The 17,567-nt window shown below is 44.6% G+C and carries 13 protein-coding genes, 16 tRNA genes and 3 rRNA genes; 3 read left to right on the top strand and 29 right to left on the bottom strand.

Annotation, left to right across the window (positions count from 1 at the left end):
* Window positions 1–2: 2 nt before the first annotated feature.
* The 7 genes from AC0VYO_RS02745 to AC0VYO_RS02715 form a co-directional block, all read right to left on the bottom strand.
* Window positions 3–308: an antibiotic biosynthesis monooxygenase family protein gene (locus AC0VYO_RS02745; RefSeq protein ID WP_194220052.1), complete on the bottom strand. Its 306-nt coding sequence runs from the start codon at window positions 306–308 to the stop codon at window positions 3–5.
* 746 nt (window positions 309–1,054) lie between these two features.
* Window positions 1,055–1,528 (bottom strand): tRNA (uridine(34)/cytosine(34)/5-carboxymethylaminomethyluridine(34)-2'-O)-methyltransferase TrmL, encoded by a 474-nt coding sequence (trmL, locus tag AC0VYO_RS02740; protein WP_194220053.1) that lies wholly within the window; start codon window positions 1,526–1,528, stop codon window positions 1,055–1,057.
* Window positions 1,529–1,593: 65 nt separating this feature from the next.
* Entirely contained in the window at window positions 1,594–2,481 is an 888-nt protein-coding gene (locus AC0VYO_RS02735) for an amidase domain-containing protein (protein WP_430243145.1), read from the bottom strand.
* A 55-nt stretch (window positions 2,482–2,536) separates the two neighbouring features.
* Complete coding sequence (locus tag AC0VYO_RS02730) at window positions 2,537–3,166, bottom strand: YczE/YyaS/YitT family protein (protein ID WP_430243143.1); 630 nt, start codon at window positions 3,164–3,166, stop codon at window positions 2,537–2,539.
* A 205-nt stretch (window positions 3,167–3,371) separates the two neighbouring features.
* Window positions 3,372–3,908 (bottom strand): methylated-DNA--[protein]-cysteine S-methyltransferase, encoded by a 537-nt coding sequence (locus tag AC0VYO_RS02725; RefSeq protein ID WP_430243141.1) that lies wholly within the window; start codon window positions 3,906–3,908, stop codon window positions 3,372–3,374.
* 66 nt (window positions 3,909–3,974) lie between these two features.
* The gene (gene queG / locus AC0VYO_RS02720) at window positions 3,975–5,114 is read right to left on the bottom strand and encodes a tRNA epoxyqueuosine(34) reductase QueG (protein WP_475368369.1); all 1,140 of its coding nucleotides are present in this window, start codon (window positions 5,112–5,114) and stop codon (window positions 3,975–3,977) included.
* A 29-nt stretch (window positions 5,115–5,143) separates the two neighbouring features.
* A complete protein-coding gene (locus tag AC0VYO_RS02715) occupies window positions 5,144–6,838 on the bottom strand; it encodes an ABC-ATPase domain-containing protein (RefSeq protein ID WP_430243139.1) in 1,695 nt (564 codons plus the stop codon).
* Between the two features lie 83 nt (window positions 6,839–6,921).
* On the opposite strand from AC0VYO_RS02715, the gene AC0VYO_RS02710 reads away from it, so the two are divergent.
* Together AC0VYO_RS02710 and yvfG are read left to right on the top strand one after the other, a co-directional pair.
* On the top strand, window positions 6,922–7,590 hold the full coding sequence (locus AC0VYO_RS02710; RefSeq protein ID WP_475366491.1) for a B3/B4 domain-containing protein: 669 nt from the start codon (window positions 6,922–6,924) through the stop codon (window positions 7,588–7,590).
* 271 nt (window positions 7,591–7,861) lie between these two features.
* Window positions 7,862–8,083 carry a protein YvfG gene (yvfG, locus tag AC0VYO_RS02705; RefSeq protein WP_098446367.1) on the top strand — a complete coding sequence of 74 codons (222 nt, stop codon included), beginning with the start codon at window positions 7,862–7,864 and terminating at the stop codon, window positions 8,081–8,083.
* 39 nt (window positions 8,084–8,122) lie between these two features.
* Here the strand turns inward: yvfG and AC0VYO_RS02700 are convergent, their stop codons facing one another.
* The 22 genes from AC0VYO_RS02700 to AC0VYO_RS02595 all read right to left on the bottom strand — a co-directional run bounded on the left by AC0VYO_RS02700 (window position 8,123) and on the right by AC0VYO_RS02595 (window position 16,909).
* Window positions 8,123–8,824 (bottom strand): DsbA family oxidoreductase, encoded by a 702-nt coding sequence (locus tag AC0VYO_RS02700; RefSeq protein ID WP_475368368.1) that lies wholly within the window; start codon window positions 8,822–8,824, stop codon window positions 8,123–8,125.
* A 187-nt stretch (window positions 8,825–9,011) separates the two neighbouring features.
* Window positions 9,012–9,096: transfer RNA gene (locus AC0VYO_RS02695), tRNA-Leu, on the bottom strand.
* Window positions 9,097–9,130: 34 nt separating this feature from the next.
* A tRNA-Leu gene (locus AC0VYO_RS02690) sits at window positions 9,131–9,220 on the bottom strand.
* Between the two features lie 27 nt (window positions 9,221–9,247).
* A tRNA-Cys gene (locus tag AC0VYO_RS02685) sits at window positions 9,248–9,322 on the bottom strand.
* Window positions 9,323–9,331: 9 nt separating this feature from the next.
* Window positions 9,332–9,406: transfer RNA gene (locus tag AC0VYO_RS02680), tRNA-Gly, on the bottom strand.
* Between the two features lie 9 nt (window positions 9,407–9,415).
* Window positions 9,416–9,490 (bottom strand) — tRNA-Gln (locus AC0VYO_RS02675).
* Between the two features lie 4 nt (window positions 9,491–9,494).
* A tRNA-His gene (locus AC0VYO_RS02670) sits at window positions 9,495–9,570 on the bottom strand.
* A 16-nt stretch (window positions 9,571–9,586) separates the two neighbouring features.
* Window positions 9,587–9,660, bottom strand: a tRNA-Trp gene (locus tag AC0VYO_RS02665).
* A gap of 7 nt (window positions 9,661–9,667) precedes the next feature.
* Window positions 9,668–9,752: transfer RNA gene (locus AC0VYO_RS02660), tRNA-Tyr, on the bottom strand.
* Between the two features lie 70 nt (window positions 9,753–9,822).
* A tRNA-Thr gene (locus AC0VYO_RS02655) sits at window positions 9,823–9,898 on the bottom strand.
* Window positions 9,899–9,902: 4 nt separating this feature from the next.
* Window positions 9,903–9,978: transfer RNA gene (locus AC0VYO_RS02650), tRNA-Phe, on the bottom strand.
* Window positions 9,979–9,994: 16 nt separating this feature from the next.
* Window positions 9,995–10,071 (bottom strand) — tRNA-Met (locus AC0VYO_RS02645).
* A 158-nt stretch (window positions 10,072–10,229) separates the two neighbouring features.
* Window positions 10,230–10,305: transfer RNA gene (locus AC0VYO_RS02640), tRNA-Asp, on the bottom strand.
* 8 nt (window positions 10,306–10,313) lie between these two features.
* Window positions 10,314–10,389 (bottom strand) — tRNA-Val (locus AC0VYO_RS02635).
* Between the two features lie 22 nt (window positions 10,390–10,411).
* Window positions 10,412–10,486 (bottom strand) — tRNA-Glu (locus AC0VYO_RS02630).
* 23 nt (window positions 10,487–10,509) lie between these two features.
* Window positions 10,510–10,601: transfer RNA gene (locus AC0VYO_RS02625), tRNA-Ser, on the bottom strand.
* Between the two features lies 1 nt (window position 10,602).
* A tRNA-Asn gene (locus AC0VYO_RS02620) sits at window positions 10,603–10,677 on the bottom strand.
* A gap of 9 nt (window positions 10,678–10,686) precedes the next feature.
* Window positions 10,687–10,803, bottom strand: a 5S ribosomal RNA gene (rrf, locus tag AC0VYO_RS02615).
* Window positions 10,804–11,049: 246 nt separating this feature from the next.
* A 23S ribosomal RNA gene (locus AC0VYO_RS02610) occupies window positions 11,050–13,979 on the bottom strand.
* A 91-nt stretch (window positions 13,980–14,070) separates the two neighbouring features.
* The gene (locus AC0VYO_RS02605; protein ID WP_475368367.1) at window positions 14,071–14,214 is read right to left on the bottom strand and encodes a hypothetical protein; all 144 of its coding nucleotides are present in this window, start codon (window positions 14,212–14,214) and stop codon (window positions 14,071–14,073) included.
* 2 nt (window positions 14,215–14,216) lie between these two features.
* Window positions 14,217–15,769: ribosomal RNA gene (locus AC0VYO_RS02600) — 16S ribosomal RNA — on the bottom strand.
* Together the 16S, 23S and 5S rRNA genes with 16 tRNA genes alongside form the textbook arrangement of a ribosomal RNA operon.
* 273 nt (window positions 15,770–16,042) lie before the next feature.
* Window positions 16,043–16,909, bottom strand: a complete 867-nt coding sequence (locus AC0VYO_RS02595; protein WP_194220068.1) for a nucleotidyltransferase-like protein — start codon at window positions 16,907–16,909, stop codon at window positions 16,043–16,045.
* Window positions 16,910–17,162: 253 nt separating this feature from the next.
* Here AC0VYO_RS02595 and AC0VYO_RS02590 point away from each other — a divergent pair, with 253 nt between their 5' ends.
* Window positions 17,163–17,528 (top strand): YgzB family protein, encoded by a 366-nt coding sequence (locus tag AC0VYO_RS02590; protein WP_224598799.1) that lies wholly within the window; start codon window positions 17,163–17,165, stop codon window positions 17,526–17,528.
* Window positions 17,529–17,567: the final 39 nt, after the last annotated feature.

Below are 17,567 nucleotides of genomic sequence, written 5' to 3'. Positions count from 1 at the left end.
CCTTACGTATGATAAACTACTGTAAATTCGCTTAGTTCATTTCCTGTGGCTGGAGATTTCTCTTTGGATTCGCGCTTTTCTTTATGAGCGTTCTTAAATGAATCGGAGTGCACCCAATTCTGATAAGCCTCTTCACTTTCCCATTTCGTAAATACAATAAGCTTTCCGTTTTCAGCCGACTGTTCAAGAAATAGAAACTCTAAGCAACCATCAACGTTCTTCATACTATCAGCACTTTTCCCAAAACGCTGCTTCATCATGTCTTTTGCTTCATCAGGGACCTTCAATTCATTCATCACAACATACATAAAATAAATCCTCCTTTAGGTTTCTCTCTCTATCCTATCGAATAACGACGTTTTTTTCCAATTCAAACAACTCCTCACTACAAGAATTCCCCTCAAAACATTCACACCTTCCCGCACATGGTTTATAATGAGAGTTAGATTTGGACACAATTTTACCTGAGGAGGATGAGACCATGAGTTTCCTGGGTATTTTAGTAGTAATCCTAGCTTTCCTAGCAGCCATCTTTACAGCTGGCTACAACGACCGACCAAGCAAAACCAAAAAAGGTAGTAGGTAACACGAAAAGCGAAAGTGGGCGGTTAGACACGGCAGGCACTGGAGCCTTTTCATTTGAACACGTTTTTTGTGTTCAGTTGAAAAGGTGAAGTGACCGAGTGTCTGCCCACTGCAGCTAGACATGAAAAGCGAAGACGAGCGTTTAGAAACGGAGATATTGGAACTCTTTCACCAGAACACGCCTTTTGTGTTCTGGTGAAAGAGTGAAATATCGCAGTTTCTGCGAGTCGTAGCTAGACACGAAAAGCGAAAGCGCCCGTTTAGCCTCGACAAGCGCTGGAGCCCTTTAAAAAGAACACGGTCTTTGTGTTCAGTTTAAAGGGTGAAGCGATCGAGAGGCTGGGCGCTGCAGCTAGACACGAAAAGCGAAGGCGAGCATTCAGAAACAAAGTTTTTGAACTCTGAAACGCGCTTAAACTTCTATCAAAAAAAGAACGACTTTCAGCTCTTTGCTGAAAGTCGTTCTTTTTTATTTCATTCCTGGATAACTTTGCTGTCTTAGTGCTTCATATACCATAATAGCAGCAGTATTTGAAAGGTTGAGAGCACGAACATGATCTGTCATCGGGAGACGAAGACAACGCTCTTTGTTATTTTCAATCAACTCGTCTGGTAAACCATTCGTTTCTCTTCCAAAAACAAAATACGTATTCTCATTCACATCTGAGTAATCAAAGTCAGTATGTGTATTGGTACCGTATTTCGTAATATAATAATATTCTCCACCCTGGTTCTTTTCAAAGAACTCCTCTAGAGAATCATAATAATGTACATCAGCATATTGCCAGTAATCCAAGCCCGCACGTTTCAACATTTTATCGTCTGTCGAAAACCCTAGTGGGCGAATTAGATGTAGACTTGTATTTGTTGCTGCACATGTTCTAGCTATATTCCCTGTATTCGCTGGTATTTCAGGCTGAAACAGTACAATATTTAAAGACATATTCATTCACCTCCACTTCAAAACAATACTATTATAGCATGTTTTAGATTGGGAGATATCATTCTCTAATCCTCAATATGAAAAAACTTATACTTAATTTCAGGCGTCCATGCCGTAGAATCTTCATAGGCCCAATAGCGCATCCTGCTATTTGTTGTATGAGCATTGACAAGAGGATACCCCTTCTCATCATTATCTACGACGAAAGTAGTATGTTGCCAGTGGCCATCTCCATCAAAGTCATAACAAATAATATCTCCAGGAATGAGATCATCAGGATTCGCTACTTCACGAGCTCGAAGACCACTCTTCGAGCTACTTAAATGCCACCTAAGCGCATGAGCTACAGTCCATGAATAGCTCCAGTTATTTCCTTTCATCCACCATCCCTTAGTGCGATCTGGGTAACCACGCATAGGGGCTTTTCCTGCATGAAGACACTGAGAAATATAATTTGTACAATCTACATCAAACGACTGATAAGACGGATTCGCATCATCCCACCATCTCTCAGCATATTTCAGGGCTGATAACCGATCATAATAGGAACCTTTCAGACGAGCATCACCGCTGTCTTTACCTTCTGCTACTTGAAGTGTTCCTCCCTCTATCTCAGCTGATCGATCAAGAATAAGTTCACCCTCCACCATTTTTGCCAATCTCTTTTCAAGTCGTTCTTCCTGATATAGTTTCTCTCCCTGTTTAATAAGAAACTGCTGATGAAGAAGATATTCATAAAGTTGGCTCGTCGAGACTGTCTTTTTTCCCAGGAGGATCCCTTTATTTTTTATACGAATAACAGATGCTCCTCTATTTTGGCTCTGTTTACGATAACGGTTGACTGCTTCTTCTTCCTCTGAAGGCCTGGTTCCTATTCTTGAGTGATCCGTTCCATTTAGTAAGCAAGTTGCTTGTTCTTTCCAGAAAGATTTCAACTGGTCTCCCCACACCATATGCGTCCCCCCTCATCGCACTTTATGACAGGGGAATCAAACACATGACTTGGAATCAGGAATGGTTTACAGCTGGCTCTGCTGAAGGGTGTGTTATTTTCTTGAGTAATTTATCAAACCAACCAACAAGAATACCAAGCAGAAGCACTTCTACAAAGGTACCAGCACCAATTGGCCCGCCTAACAAGAATGCCAGAACAAACGCAAGTGCTTCTGTTAATGTCTTAGTAATACCAATACTCCAACCCGTTCTTTCTGTTAGGGCAAGCATGAGTTCATCGTTTGGAATAGATGCAAGAGATGCAAATAAGTATACTGCAATTCCAAGACCCATGATAACTAATCCAACCAGAAATAAGATCCACCTGGTAACGATTCCATCAACATCAATGAAAGTGAGAATTTGTAAATTCAAGAGGTCAACAAACAATCCTAGAAGAATAATTGGAATAAAACCAGCTAGGTTTGGTTTCCTCATCATAATAAGACTATTGATAAAAATTAAAATACCACCAACAATAAACACCCATGTTCCAACAGTAAACCCTAGTTGGTCAGAAAGCGCAACGTAGAGAGCATCCCATGGGGCAATTCCAACATCGGCATTAATTAATAGGACAACACCAAAGGCTAATGTAAATAATCCCGCTACGTAGATCAAACTTTTGGATAAAAAGCTGTTCATAATGTTCACTCCTCATATGAGGGCTTGAAACTAAAAGCTGTATCAAATTGCTCTCATTCTTCGCCCTAGATATTTTAGTATCTCTTTTTTTGAATGCATTTGCTATTTTACAAGAAACGAAGTTCTTTTTATAACTTTATGCCTAAGTCTAACAAATCAAAAAAGCCAGTTCGCTATCAAGATAGCGAACTGGCACTATATATTGTTACGGTAGAACGGCATGCATCGAATGCTGCTGTTCAAGTGATAATAAATATTCTTTTTTATCTACACCGCCACCATATCCAACTAAAGCACCATTGCTTCCTATTACTCTGTGACACGGTACAATGATTGGAAGTGGATTTCGATTGTTAGCTGAGCCTATGGCTCTAACAGCCTTTGGTGCCGAAATACCAACAGCTACATCTCGATAAGACCGGGTTTCACCATATGGAATTTCCGAAAGGTTGTTCCATACTTTCTGTTGAAAAATCGTTCCTATCTTATCAAGCTTTAGATCAAAGAACCTTCTTTTTCCACTGAAGTATTCTTCCAGTTGCATGACGATGGGTTCGATTATATCAGAATTGAAAACAAGGTCCGCTTTGACATGATGTTTTTTATACCATGTTTCAGCAGCAGGCAGCACATCCTCAGGGCAACCAAAATCGAGCCTACTAACTCCATTAGGACTAGCAAACAATGTTATTGCACCTATAGGCGATAGAAACTCCCCATAATGAATCACTTGTTTATCCATTCTATCCCTTCTTTATTATACATTTTTCACTATCTTACAACGCATTCAATCGTTTGACCATCAGCATTAAGTCTTATTTTCAAGCATAGACAAGCCTTTAGCGATCTCATCTGCCACATCCTTGTCATTTTCTCTCAATTGCTCCTTTATAAGGGCATTAAAGGCCTTCTCGCCACCTATTTTCCCAAGCGCCCAGGCCGAAGTGCCGCGGATCACCGGACGAGGATCTTTTTCCATCACTTCAACCAGTGTATCAATAGCTGTTTCATCTTTATAATGAGCAAGAGCAAGAATAGCATTTCGTTGAATAGGCTTCTTTCCTCTCCACGAACCAGCCGCTTGACCAAACTGAGACTTAAATTCACGATTGGACATTGTTAGAAGTGGTATGAGTTTTGGTTTTACCATTTCTGGATCTGGTTCGAGTTCAGGATGATGATGAAAATCTTTTCCTTTGTTTTTGGGGCAAACGAGCTGGCAGGTGTCACACCCATATAATCGGTTTCCTAATTTAGTACGGTATTCATCAGGTAAAAAACCTTTCGTTTGCGTAAGAAAAGCGATGCATTTATTCGCGTTTAGCTGCCCCCCTTCAATTAAGGCACCAGTCGGACACGCGTCTACACAAATATTACAGTCACCACACCCTTCCTCAACAGGCTCATCAGGTTCTATATTTAGATCGGTGATCATTTCACCAAGGTAAACCCAAGAACCAAATTCTTCTGTTATGGTCATTGTGTTTTTACCGCTAAAACCAATGCCGGCTCTTTCAGCTACAGCTCGATCAGAAAGTTCGCCAGTATCGACCATCGAGCTCGTTCTAGCCTCTGGAACCTTTGATTTAATATATGCATCTAAAAGGAAGAGTTTCTCTCTAAGGAGGTGATGATAATCAACTCCCCATGAAGCACGACAGAAAAGTCCTCTTCGTTCGCCCTTCTTACTCCTAGGGCTATCTTTCATTCTCGAAGGATACGCAATGGCAATTGATATAATCGTTGTTGCACCGCTTAGCAATAGCTCAGGTTCTGTTCTCTTTTCTATATCAGATTCCTCGAAGCCTGACTGATAACCTAGCTCCTGCTGACGCTTTAAGCGTTGCTTAAGGGTTTTAAAAGGATCTGCTGCCGCGAAGCCTATCTTATCAATCCCAATCGTTTTACTGTATGCCACAATATCAGCTTTTAATTGTGCGTTTGTCATTAGTTTCCCCCTTCCTATTTGGGAGTGTATTATTTAATTTTTAGCGTTCGAATTCGATTTAAAACGGCCGCCATTTCTGTTCTCCTAATTCGAGCAATATCTCCTGGATGCTGATTCTTATATAGTGAAAAAGAACCAAGTCCCTCTGTGTTTATTTTCTGATCAATGAAATCAAGAAGTTCTGGAATCGACTTATCTCCTAGCTTATGATTTCTTTCCAGAAAATGAAGGACGTCAGCGGCAAAACGCGTTTGACTTGGATCTACAAGCTGTTCTACTTGAAGTAGTGAAATATCTGTATGACCAAATTGAATATGATGCACTCCGCGGGCAGTCACTTTCGATTTCTTTCCCTTTTGGCTGTTTAAGCTATTCTGCTCAGGTACTCTCTTTCTTGCCTCTCCGATTTTTTCTCCACCTTCTTGTCTGCGTGCCGATTCTTGTACGATTGATCGAGCTTGATCCGTTACGTCGTATGGAAGGTAGTTCTCCATTAAAATCACCTGATCAGCTACATCAAAGTAGTCTCCAGATCCGCCCATAACAAGTACGGTTGATATATGATGTTCTGTACGTAGTTGCTTCACACGATCAATGAATGGTGTAATGGGTTCTTTCTCTTTCGCAACTAACTGCTGCATTCGATAGTCTCGAATCATAAAATTAGTCGCGCTTGTATCTTCATCAATTAATAACGTATCTGAACCCGCTTCGATCGCCTCAATGATATTGGCTGCCTGGGACGTACTTCCACTGGCATTCTCAGATGTGAAAGACCGCGTATCTTTTCCATATGGGAGATTGTTTATAAATGGCGAGATGTCTACTCCAGTTACCTTTCGACCATCTTCAGAGCGAATTTTCATTGCCTGGTGGTTTGTAATAACATACTCTCTACCATCCCCTAAAATATGATCATATACGCCATGCTCCATTGCATGCAAGAGGGTACTCTTTCCATGATAACCACCGCCAACAATTAATGTAATACCTTCCTTAACAGCCATTCCTTGTAATGGCTCAGTACGGTGTGGGATTGTTAAAGACACTTCCATGCTTTTAGGTGATTGGAATTGCACTGCCTCATTTTTCATAGGACGATCGCTTATCCCGCTCTCGCGGGGTAATATAGATCCATTCGCTACAAATCCGACATATCCGTTTTGGGTAAGTTGTTCACGAATGGCCTCTTGTTGGTCTGCTAAATGCAATGCCTCTAAGATTATTCGTTTGTTTAATGCAAAAACAGAATTCTTCACAATGTCTGGCAGCTGATGCAGAAGCAAGTTTATAGCCTGTCTGCCAAGAACTTTTCTGCCTTGTGCAGGTAATCCTATTGATAGACAAATCGTAATAGATTCCTCTGTCACGCTCACTGCTGCCCTCTCAATAACCTTTTGACCAGGTATATCGATTGAGACCAATCCACTTTTCCCAGTGCCTTTCGCATGCCTCTCAGTCCTTCTAATGGCCTCTCCTACTTTTCTAGCAATCATATCTTCTGTTCGAACTCTTCTTACAGCCGAATCGAACCACTCAGGCTCTACGATCGTTTTCTTACGTGGGATGATGATTCTTATCCGAGAAGGACTAGCAAAAGGGTCTCCCTGGACATAATCGATGTAAAGGGTGTAATCCGCAAAATCATAGTGCCCACTAATGTCTTTATATGCTTTATATCCTTTTCCATCAATACGCTCTAATTGTTTTCTAAGTTTATTCATAAATGAGGCAAGCCTCCTTATAAGCTTCAAATTTAGGTATATGATAAAATGAACGAAAAATTATATGTTAGGAGAAAAGTGTGATGACAAGTATAATTCTCGCTCCATCTATTAAAAAGACATATCCTGATTTTAAAATTGGTTATGCTATTTACCATAATATCGTTGTTGAAAAGTCGCCGCAAATGGTGCGCGGTCGCTTTCAGTTCTATCAGGAAACATTGATGATGGATCTTGAGCAGACAGACCTGCTCACTTTTCCTGCTATCTCAGAGTGGCGTTCCATTTTCAAAAAGTTCGGGACGGATCCCGCCAAATATCGACCGTCCTCAGAAGCCCTATTACGCCGGTTAAAGAAAGGGTCTTCGCTACCTCTCGTTCACTCTGCTGCAGACATCAACAATCTTCTGTCGCTTCAATACAAAATTCCAATTGGTATCTATGATCTTGATCAAGTTGAAGGAGATATTACAATCGACATTGGTAGTGAGACGACTGCATATGAGGGCTTAAATGGACGTGAGGTAAGCTTCAACAACAAAATCCTCTCACTTGATCACAAAGGAGCGTTCGGAAGTCCTATCGTTGATTCTAAGCGAACAGCTATAACGGAAGAAACCAAGCATGCCATTCAACTTTTCTATCTTCAACCTTCGCTCCCTGTTTCAGAAGGTGAAAAGCTTGTAACTGCCTCAGCAGAAATGTTTAATCAAATTCACGGAGGAGACTTCTTAAGCGGGGTTTCAAGTTAAAGAAAGCAAACATAAAAAAACGCAACGCTTCGTTAATTTTAACGAAACACTGCGTTGGGTAAATGGTGAAAATTCGAGGAATTTCTACAATCCTCGCTGATGTAGATAGAATACCACAGAACATATGAAAGAAACAACACATTTTTCATATTTTCTTTACAAACGTCTCTCATCACGACAGAGCTAATAGAATTTTACTCTTCATAATCCGTTTGACGTCCTGATGACGATCACCCTATAATCAGAATGACAGACAGAAAGGAGAAATCATATGGAACCATTCTCAACACCATTTTTCGAAGAAAATTTTCGCCAATACATACAAAAGAATCGTGATGTATTTTCAAAATTAGAAGCAATGAATAGCTATTATCGATCAGTTGTTTCATCAATGATCTATGACAACCTTAACAAAAACTCAGAAATAGTTCGTCGCATTCGCAACCTTGATTCAGCTTACAAAACGATTAAACAAGAAAATACAGACGCATAAGAAAAAGCTCTCTTTACAATAAGAGAGCTTTCTTACGTTTTATTTAGGAAGATCACAAGAGTCAGCAGAACACGCTTCTGCATTGCCACCAACTACTTCAAGCTTATTTCCTTCTCCCCAGGCCTTCTCAACGGCCTGTTCAAACATTTCAACAGGCTGAGCACCTGACACGGCATATTTACCGTCAAATACAAAGAACGGTACGCCCTGAATGCCAAGCTGACTTCCCATAGCTTCATCGTTGCGAACTTCTTTCGTAAATTCTTCAGTCCCTAGCATACGTTTTATATCCGCAGCGTCTAGCCCAAGTTCTTCACCAAGTGATGCAAGCGTTTCATGATCACCAATATTTTTCGATTCGGTAAAGAAGGCATAAAAGAGACGTTCTGACATTTCATTACTTTTACCATGCTCTGTCGCATAGTGAACAAGACGATGAGCATCAAATGAATTCGTTGGAATCATTTTATCGAAATCATACGTTAGGTTTTCTCCAGCAGCTTGCTGCCTCATATTCTCACACATACCCTGAGCTTGTTCTAGACTGACATTGTATTTCCCTGCTAGAAGCTCAGCCATGCTTTCCCCATCCGATTCTTTCGCATTAGGATCAAGTTCAAAGCTTTTAAAGACAACTTCTACTTGATCACGCTGTGGAAAAGCCTGAAGCGCACTTTCAAGACGTCTTTTTCCTATATAACAAAATGGACAAACGAAATCGGACCATACTTCAATTCTCATCGAATCACTCTTTCAGTAAATTGTTTTATCTATCTTATACTTGTATTTTATCACCTCTACTTTTAAATGAGCAGGAATTTGCTCAGTGAGTCATTGAAAACTAGTGATATCAAATAAGAGAAGGAATTAAAAAGAATACAAAAAAGACTTCAACGAGAACGTTGAAGTCTTGTAATAACGTATGTAATGGTACCGGTGGTCGGGTTCGAACCGACACTCCTCTCGGAACACGATTTTGAGTCGTGCGCGTCTGCCAATTCCGCCACACCGGCAAAATACCATATTCAATTCAGGCAGAAAAATAAGTGGTGCCGGAGGCCGGGCTCGAACCGGCACGGAGGTACACCCTCCGCAGGATTTTAAGTCCTGTGCGTCTGCCAATTCCGCCACTCCGGCAGGACTTTTAAGAAAAAATATTAAGATTGGAGGCGGCACCCGGATTTGAACCGGGGCGTAAGGGTTTTGCAGACCCGTGCCTTACCACTTGGCTATGCCGCCTTTTTAAAATGGAGCGGAAGACGGGATTCGAACCCGCGACCCCCACCTTGGCAAGGTGATGTTCTACCACTGAACTACTTCCGCAACAAAAAATGGCTGGGCTAGCTGGATTCGAACCAGCGCATGACGGAATCAAAATCCGTTGCCTTACCGCTTGGCTATAGCCCAAAAATGGGGCGGCTGATGGGAATTGAACCCACGAATGCCGGAATCACAATCCGGTGCGTTAACCACTTCGCCACAACCGCCATAAAGATTTAAAATTGGCAGGGGTAGTAGGACTCGAACCCACACCGGAGGTTTTGGAGACCTCTGTTCTACCTTTAAACTATACCCCTATCAAGATGGTGGAGGGGGACGGATTCGAACCGCCGAACCCTGAGGGAGCGGATTTACAGTCCGCCGCGTTTAGCCACTTCGCTACCCCTCCAAATTGACAATTACCATTGTAATACACATTTTATGAAAGTGCAATGGAATTTGATCTCATTTCGAGAAAATGGTGCCGGCCAGAGGACTTGAACCCCCAACCTACTGATTACAAGTCAGTTGCTCTACCAATTGAGCTAGACCGGCAACATGGTGGCTCCGGACGGAATCGAACCGCCGACACGTGGATTTTCAGTCCACTGCTCTACCGACTGAGCTACAGAGCCATGTTTAAAATATAATTGGTTGCGGGGGCAGGATTTGAACCTGCGACCTTTGGGTTATGAGCCCAACGAGCTACCGAACTGCTCCACCCCGCGATAATGTGAATGTAATTATGCTGCACCTGCTCATTACGCTGTGCACTGTTTCTTTCTCTACAAGGTTATGCTTCGAAGCGTATCCGTAGAAACAACTCGTTGCTGTTTCAAGGAAGTATCGCTTGTTGCTCCACCCCACGATAATGTTAAAATATAAATGGCGGTCCCGACGAGAATCGAACTCGCGATCTCCTGCGTGACAGGCAGGCATGTTAACCGCTACACCACGGGACCTTAGATAATGGTGGAGGATGACGGGCTCGAACCGCCGACCCTCTGCTTGTAAGGCAGATGCTCTCCCAGCTGAGCTAATCCTCCACAAAGTAGAAATGATATATAATGGTGACCCGTACGGGATTCGAACCCGTGTTACCGCCGTGAAAGGGCGGTGTCTTAACCGCTTGACCAACGGGCCCTTGCTGCTATTATGTATGCTAGTGGCGGAGAGCGAGGGATTCGAACCCTCGAGACGGCTTTGACCGTCTACACGATTTCCAATCGTGCTCCTTCGGCCACTCGGACAGCTCTCCATGGCTCCACAGGTAGGATTCGAACCTACGACCGATCGGTTAACAGCCGATAGCTCTACCACTGAGCTACTGTGGAATAATATCAGCCTGGCAACGTCCTACTCTTGCAGGGGGAGATCCCCCAACTACCATCGGCGCTGAAGAGCTTAACTTCCGTGTTCGGCATGGGAACGGGTGTGACCTCTTCGCCATCATTACCAGACTAAGGACTGGATTTCACTTTCGTGATTTACCAGCGACAAAATATATCATACTATATTCCATCATGTTTTTCAAGGAAAATTTTATTCCCTGAAAACTAGATAGCACGCACAACTTTCCAATATGTCCAGCTACGTAAGCCAAATCCTCGATCGTTTCACCTTTTAATTCTGACGCATAAAGCGCGTCTGACTCAAAAGCCTCCAACGCTTGTCGGATTTAAACGGCTTACTTCGCTTTTCGTTTTTAGGTTAAGCCCTCGATCGATTAGTATTCGTCAGCTCCACGTGTTGCCACGCTTCCACCCCGAACCTATCTACCTCATCATCTCTAAGGGATCTTACCAGCTTCATGCTGTGGGAAATCTCATCTCGAGGGGGGCTTCATGCTTAGATGCTTTCAGCACTTATCCCTTCCACACGTAGCTACCCAGCTATGCTCCTGGCGGAACAACTGGTACACCAGCGGTGTGTCCATCCCGGTCCTCTCGTACTAAGGACAGCTCCTCTCAAATTTCCTGCGCCCGCGACGGATAGGGACCGAACTGTCTCACGACGTTCTGAACCCAGCTCGCGTACCGCTTTAATGGGCGAACAGCCCAACCCTTGGGACCTACTTCAGCCCCAGGATGCGATGAGCCGACATCGAGGTGCCAAACCTCCCCGTCGATGTGGACTCTTGGGGGAGATAAGCCTGTTATCCCCAGGGTAGCTTTTATCCGTTGAGCGATGGCCCTTCCATGCGGAACCACCGGATCACTAAGCCCGACTTTCGTCCCTGCTCGACTTGTAGGTCTCGCAGTCAAGCTCCCTTGTGCCTTTACACTCTGCGAATGATTTCCAACCATTCTGAGGGAACCTTTGGGCGCCTCCGTTACACTTTAGGAGGCGACCGCCCCAGTCAAACTGCCCACCTGACACTGTCTCCGCACCGGATCACGGTGCTGGGTTAGAATGTCAGTACAGCCAGGGTAGTATCCCACCGACGCCTCCATCGAACCTGGCGGTCCGACTTCTATGGCTCCTACCTATCCTGTACAAGCTGTACCAAAATCCAATATCAGGCTACAGTAAAGCTCCATGGGGTCTTTCCGTCCTGTCGCGGGTAACCTGCATCTTCACAGGTACTATAATTTCACCGGGTCTCTCGTTGAGACAGTATCCAAGTCGTTGCACCTTTCGTGCGGGTCGGAACTTACCCGACAAGGAATTTCGCTACCTTAGGACCGTTATAGTTACGGCCGCCGTTTACTGGGGCTTCGATTCAGAGCTTCTCCCGTAAGGGATAACCCCTCCTCTTAACCTTCCAGCACCGGGCAGGTGTCAGCCCCTATACTTCGCCTTACGGCTTTGCAGAGACCTGTGTTTTTGCTAAACAGTCGCTTGGATCTTTTCACTGCGGCTCCCCTGGGCTATAAACCCGAGGAAGCACCCCTTCTCCCGAAGTTACGGGGTCATTTTGCCGAGTTCCTTAACGAGAGTTCTCCCGATCGTCTTAGGATTCTCTCCTCGCCTACCTGTGTCGGTTTGCGGTACGGGCACCTTTTTCCTCACTAGAGGCTTTTCTTGGCAGCGTAGAATCAAGGACTTCGGTACTAAATTTCCCTCGCCATCACGACTCAGCTTGCGCGGTGAACGGATTTGCCTATTCACCAGCCTAATCGCTTGGACGCGCATTTCCAGCAGCGCGCTCTCCCTATCTTTCTGCGTCCCCCCGTCGTTCAAACGGAAAGGAGGTGGTACAGGAATATCAACCTGTTATCCATCGCCTACGCCTTTCGGCCTCGGCTTAGGTCCCGACTAACCCTGAGCGGACGAGCCTTCCTCAGGAAACCTTGGGCTTTCGACGGACAAGATTCTCACTTGTCTTTCGCTACTCATACCGGCATTCTCACTTCTAAGCGCTCCACCAGTCCTTTCGGTCTGACTTCACAGCCCTTAGAACGCTCTCCTACCATTGTCGTAAGACAATCCACAGCTTCGGTGATACGTTTAGCCCCGGTACATTTTCGGCGCAGCGTCACTCGACCAGTGAGCTATTACGCACTCTTTAAATGATGGCTGCTTCTAAGCCAACATCCTGGTTGTCTAAGCAACGCCACATCCTTTTCCACTTAACGTATACTTTGGGACCTTAGCTGGTGGTCTGGGCTGTTTCCCTCTCGACTACGGATCTTATCACTCGCAGTCTGACTCCCGCGGATAAATCGTTGGCATTCGGAGTTTGACTGGATTCGGTAATCCGGTAAGGACCCCTAGTCCAATCAGTGCTCTACCTCCAAGATTCTTGCCGCGAGGCTAGCCCTAAAGCTATTTCGGAGAGAACCAGCTATCTCCAGGTTCGATTGGCATTTCACCGCTACCCACACCTCATCCCCGCATTTTTCAACATGCGTGGGTTCGGGCCTCCATTCAGTGTTACCTGAACTTCACCCTGGACATGGGTAGATCACCTGGTTTCGGGTCTACGACCACGTACTATTTCGCCCTATTCAGACTCGCTTTCGCTGCGGCTCCGCCTTCTCAGCTTAACCTTGCACGGGATCGTAACTCGCCGGTTCATTCTACAAAAGGCACGCTGTCACCCATTAACGGGCTCCAACTAGTTGTAGGCACACGGTTTCAGGTTCTTTTTCACTCCCCTTCCGGGGTGCTTTTCACCTTTCCCTCACGGTACTGGTTCACTATCGGTCACTAGAGAGTATTTAGCCTTGGGAGATGGTCCTCCCGGATTCCGACGGGGTTTCACGTGTCCCGCCGTACTCAGGATCCGTCTCGGAGGGCATCGGATTTTGACTACAGGATTGTTACCTTCTCTGATGGACCTTTCCAGGTCGCTTCGTCTATCCGTGCCTTTGTAACTCCAAAGAGACGTCCTACAACCCCAGAGGGCAAGCCCTCTGGTTTGGGCTGATTCCGTTTCGCTCGCCGCTACTCAGGAAATCGCGTTTGCTTTCTCTTCCTCCGGGTAATGAGATGTTTCAGTTCCCCGGGTCTGCCTTCCATTCCCTATGTATTCAGAAATGGATACCATCCTATTAAAGATGGTGGGTTCCCCCATTCGGAAATCTCCGGATCAAAGCGTACTTACAGCTCCCCGAAGCATATCGGTGTTCGTCCCGTCCTTCTTAGGCTTCTAGTGCCAAGGCATCCACCGTGCGCCCTTAGTAGCTTAACCTTCGATTTGTTAGGCATTGCTGCCATAACGCATCAGTTATTACTAAGTTATTGCATAAAAAATAATTATTGGATGTCGTTGTTTGTGCTATCTAGTTTTCAAGGAACAAGGCTACTGTTTGAATCCGCCTAAGCTTCATCACTTCACCTGGTTTGAAAGAATAAATCATTCTTTCAAAACTAAACGAAACGCTCATGTAAGGTTGGTAACGTAAGTTACCTTCGTAATTCTCCATAGAAAGGAGGTGATCCAGCCGCACCTTCCGATACGGCTACCTTGTTACGACTTCACCCCAATCATTTGTCCCACCTTCGGCGGCTGGCTCCATAAAGGTTACCCCACCGACTTCGGGTGTTACAAACTCTCGTGGTGTGACGGGCGGTGTGTACAAGGCCCGGGAACGTATTCACCGCGGCATGCTGATCCGCGATTACTAGCAATTCCGGCTTCATGCAGGCGAGTTGCAGCCTGCAATCCGAACTGAGAACGGCTTTATGGGATTCGCTTCACCTCGCGGTGTTGCTGCCCTTTGTACCGTCCATTGTAGCACGTGTGTAGCCCAGGTCATAAGGGGCATGATGATTTGACGTCATCCCCACCTTCCTCCGGTTTGTCACCGGCAGTCACCTTAGAGTGCCCAACTAAATGCTGGCAACTAAGATCAAGGGTTGCGCTCGTTGCGGGACTTAACCCAACATCTCACGACACGAGCTGACGACAACCATGCACCACCTGTCACTCTGTCCCCCGAAGGGGAACGTCCTGTCTCCAGGATTGTCAGAGGATGTCAAGACCTGGTAAGGTTCTTCGCGTTGCTTCGAATTAAACCACATGCTCCACTGCTTGTGCGGGCCCCCGTCAATTCCTTTGAGTTTCAACCTTGCGGTCGTACTCCCCAGGCGGAGTGCTTAATGTGTTAACTTCAGCACTGAGGGTGGAACCCCCCAACACCTAGCACTCATCGTTTACGGCGTGGACTACCAGGGTATCTAATCCTGTTTGCTCCCCACGCTTTCGCGCCTCAGCGTCAGTTACAGACCAGAGAGCCGCCTTCGCCACTGGTGTTCCTCCACATATCTACGCATTTCACCGCTACACGTGGAATTCCACTCTCCTCTTCTGCACTCAAGTCCTCCAGTTTCCAATGACCCTCCACGGTTGAGCCGTGGGCTTTCACATCAGACTTAAAAGACCGCCTGCGCGCGCTTTACGCCCAATAATTCCGGACAACGCTTGCCACCTACGTATTACCGCGGCTGCTGGCACGTAGTTAGCCGTGGCTTTCTGGTTAGGTACCGTCAAGGTACCGCCCTATTCGAACGGTACTTGTTCTTCCCTAACAACAGAGCTTTACGACCCGAAGGCCTTCGTCACTCACGCGGCGTTGCTCCGTCAGACTTTCGTCCATTGCGGAAGATTCCCTACTGCTGCCTCCCGTAGGAGTCTGGGCCGTGTCTCAGTCCCAGTGTGGCCGATCACCCTCTCAGGTCGGCTACGCATCGTCGCCTTGGTAAGCCATTACCTTACCAACTAGCTAATGCGCCGCGGGCCCATCCTGCAGTGTTAGCTCAGAAAGCCAACTTTCAACATTGCACCATGCGGTGCGATGTATTACCCGGTATTAGCTCCGGTTTCCCGGAGTTATCCCAGTCTGCAGGGCAGGTTGCCCACGTGTTACTCACCCGTCCGCCGCTAAGATCAGGGAGCAAGCTCCCATCTCTTCGCTCGACTTGCATGTATTAGGCACGCCGCCAGCGTTCGTCCTGAGCCAGGATCAAACTCTCCGATAGAAAGCTTAATCTAGCTTTAAAACAATGTTTTGTTTCCGTAGAAACAACTACTTACATGGCGTTTCGTTCAGTTTTCAAAGATCAATTCGTTTCTTTCAACGTCGTTTTCAGCGACTTTATTAATGTACCACATTAACTCGGTCGACGTCAACAACTTTTAAAAGTTTTTTTCGTTGTCGCGTTAATCTCTCGCGGCGACAAGTAATAATATACCACGGAGAAAAAATACGGTCAACCCTTTTCTTGATATTTTTTCTCCGTTTTATAAATCACCTATACAGCGCTATATTCTCGAATGAAAATACCAGAACCTTTAGTCTCGCTTCGGTGAACTTCGATAAGCCCTTTTTCAATCATATATTCTAGAAGCGCACCAAGGTCTATCCCGTATTCCTTTAGCTGTTCTTCTTCCATTAATTCTTGATATGTCCATAAACTTTCACGTTCATTCATGATGTTCCTTATATGAACGGTTGCGTTTTTTGATTTTGAAGATAAAGAAAAGTCATTAGCCAATAGCAATAACTCCAGTCGTTTATCAAGAGGATCTTCTCCAGATAAAAGCTCGGTATACAACTTGAAAATTTCAGGTTCAATATGTTTAACCTGATTCCACACAGTAATTTCAGGATGGAACCCATGCTCAATAACAGATAAGCGAGCAAGATGGTGCAAAGCATGAAGAATAAAGTTATACGCATCCATATATTGCTTAGAAGCGAAAAGTTCTTTCCCATCTGTATATCTTCGAATAAGTCTTGCAAACTCCACTCCAATTTTTTGAGTGCGCTCTTCATATGGAAAATCTCTAATTCTCTCTTTCAATCCCGCTATGTACTCGTTCCGATCAAAAATGATCTTTCCATTAACAAGCCATGCCACAAGACGACGGTGGCTACCAGAGATTAGCCATTCGTTAACCTGCTGCTCTGTTATAACGTGCATAGCAGCTTTCTTTCCTTCAAAATCATAATGTTTGACGAACCATGGTTTCTCGTTATTTTGAACGATGATTAGTAGGACAACATCAAAATTATCAGTAAGCGGGTGAAATGGCTTTGTCTTTTCAATAACTAGTACACCCAGTGTATCAGGATGACTAGCTCTCTCTTGATAAATCGGTCTTAAAAGGTTTTCCATAATTCGATCCTCCAGAAGTACTTATACTTTTGTTTCCTTACGATATTCAATTTCCCTTTTCCTACGTTAACTTAAGTATTCAACAGTCCATATTATAAATCCTGTAATGAAATAAGCAATCCCTGAATTTGAAGTTTCCACTATCTACTTGAAAATATCCAACTATATGAAATGCAGATTACGTTATTCACCTTATAAGGAAAGTGCTTACACCTCATGGTTATGCTATAATTGTGTGCAGGAGGGACTTGCAATGCAACTAAAGTATACTAATAAGATTAATAAAATTCGTACGTTCGCACTGAGTCTAGTGTTTATTGGAATCGCGATTATGTATATAGGAATATTCTTCAAGACATCTGTCTTGCTTATGACCATCTTTATGCTGATTGGATTTCTTGCAACGATCGCAAGTGCGGTTGTGTACTTCTGGATCGGAATGCTCTCCACAAGAGCAATCCAGGTAGTTTGTCCAAACTGTGAAAAGCCAACGAAAGTTCTTGGACGTGTAGATGCTTGTATGCATTGCAAACAACCACTAACGATGGACCCTAATTTGGACGGCAAAGAATTTGATGAGAAATACAATGTGAAAAGAGCCCAAAAAAGAACGCAGTAAAAGATAAGAAGGCTTCCACCATTAATGGTGGAAGCCTTC

Source organism: Anaerobacillus sp. 63XJN7_4_ISO-PGPR-S23-413 (assembly GCF_056173725.1).
Note: the sequence above shows the minus strand (reverse complement) of the source record. Positions and strands in the feature narration are given on the sequence as shown.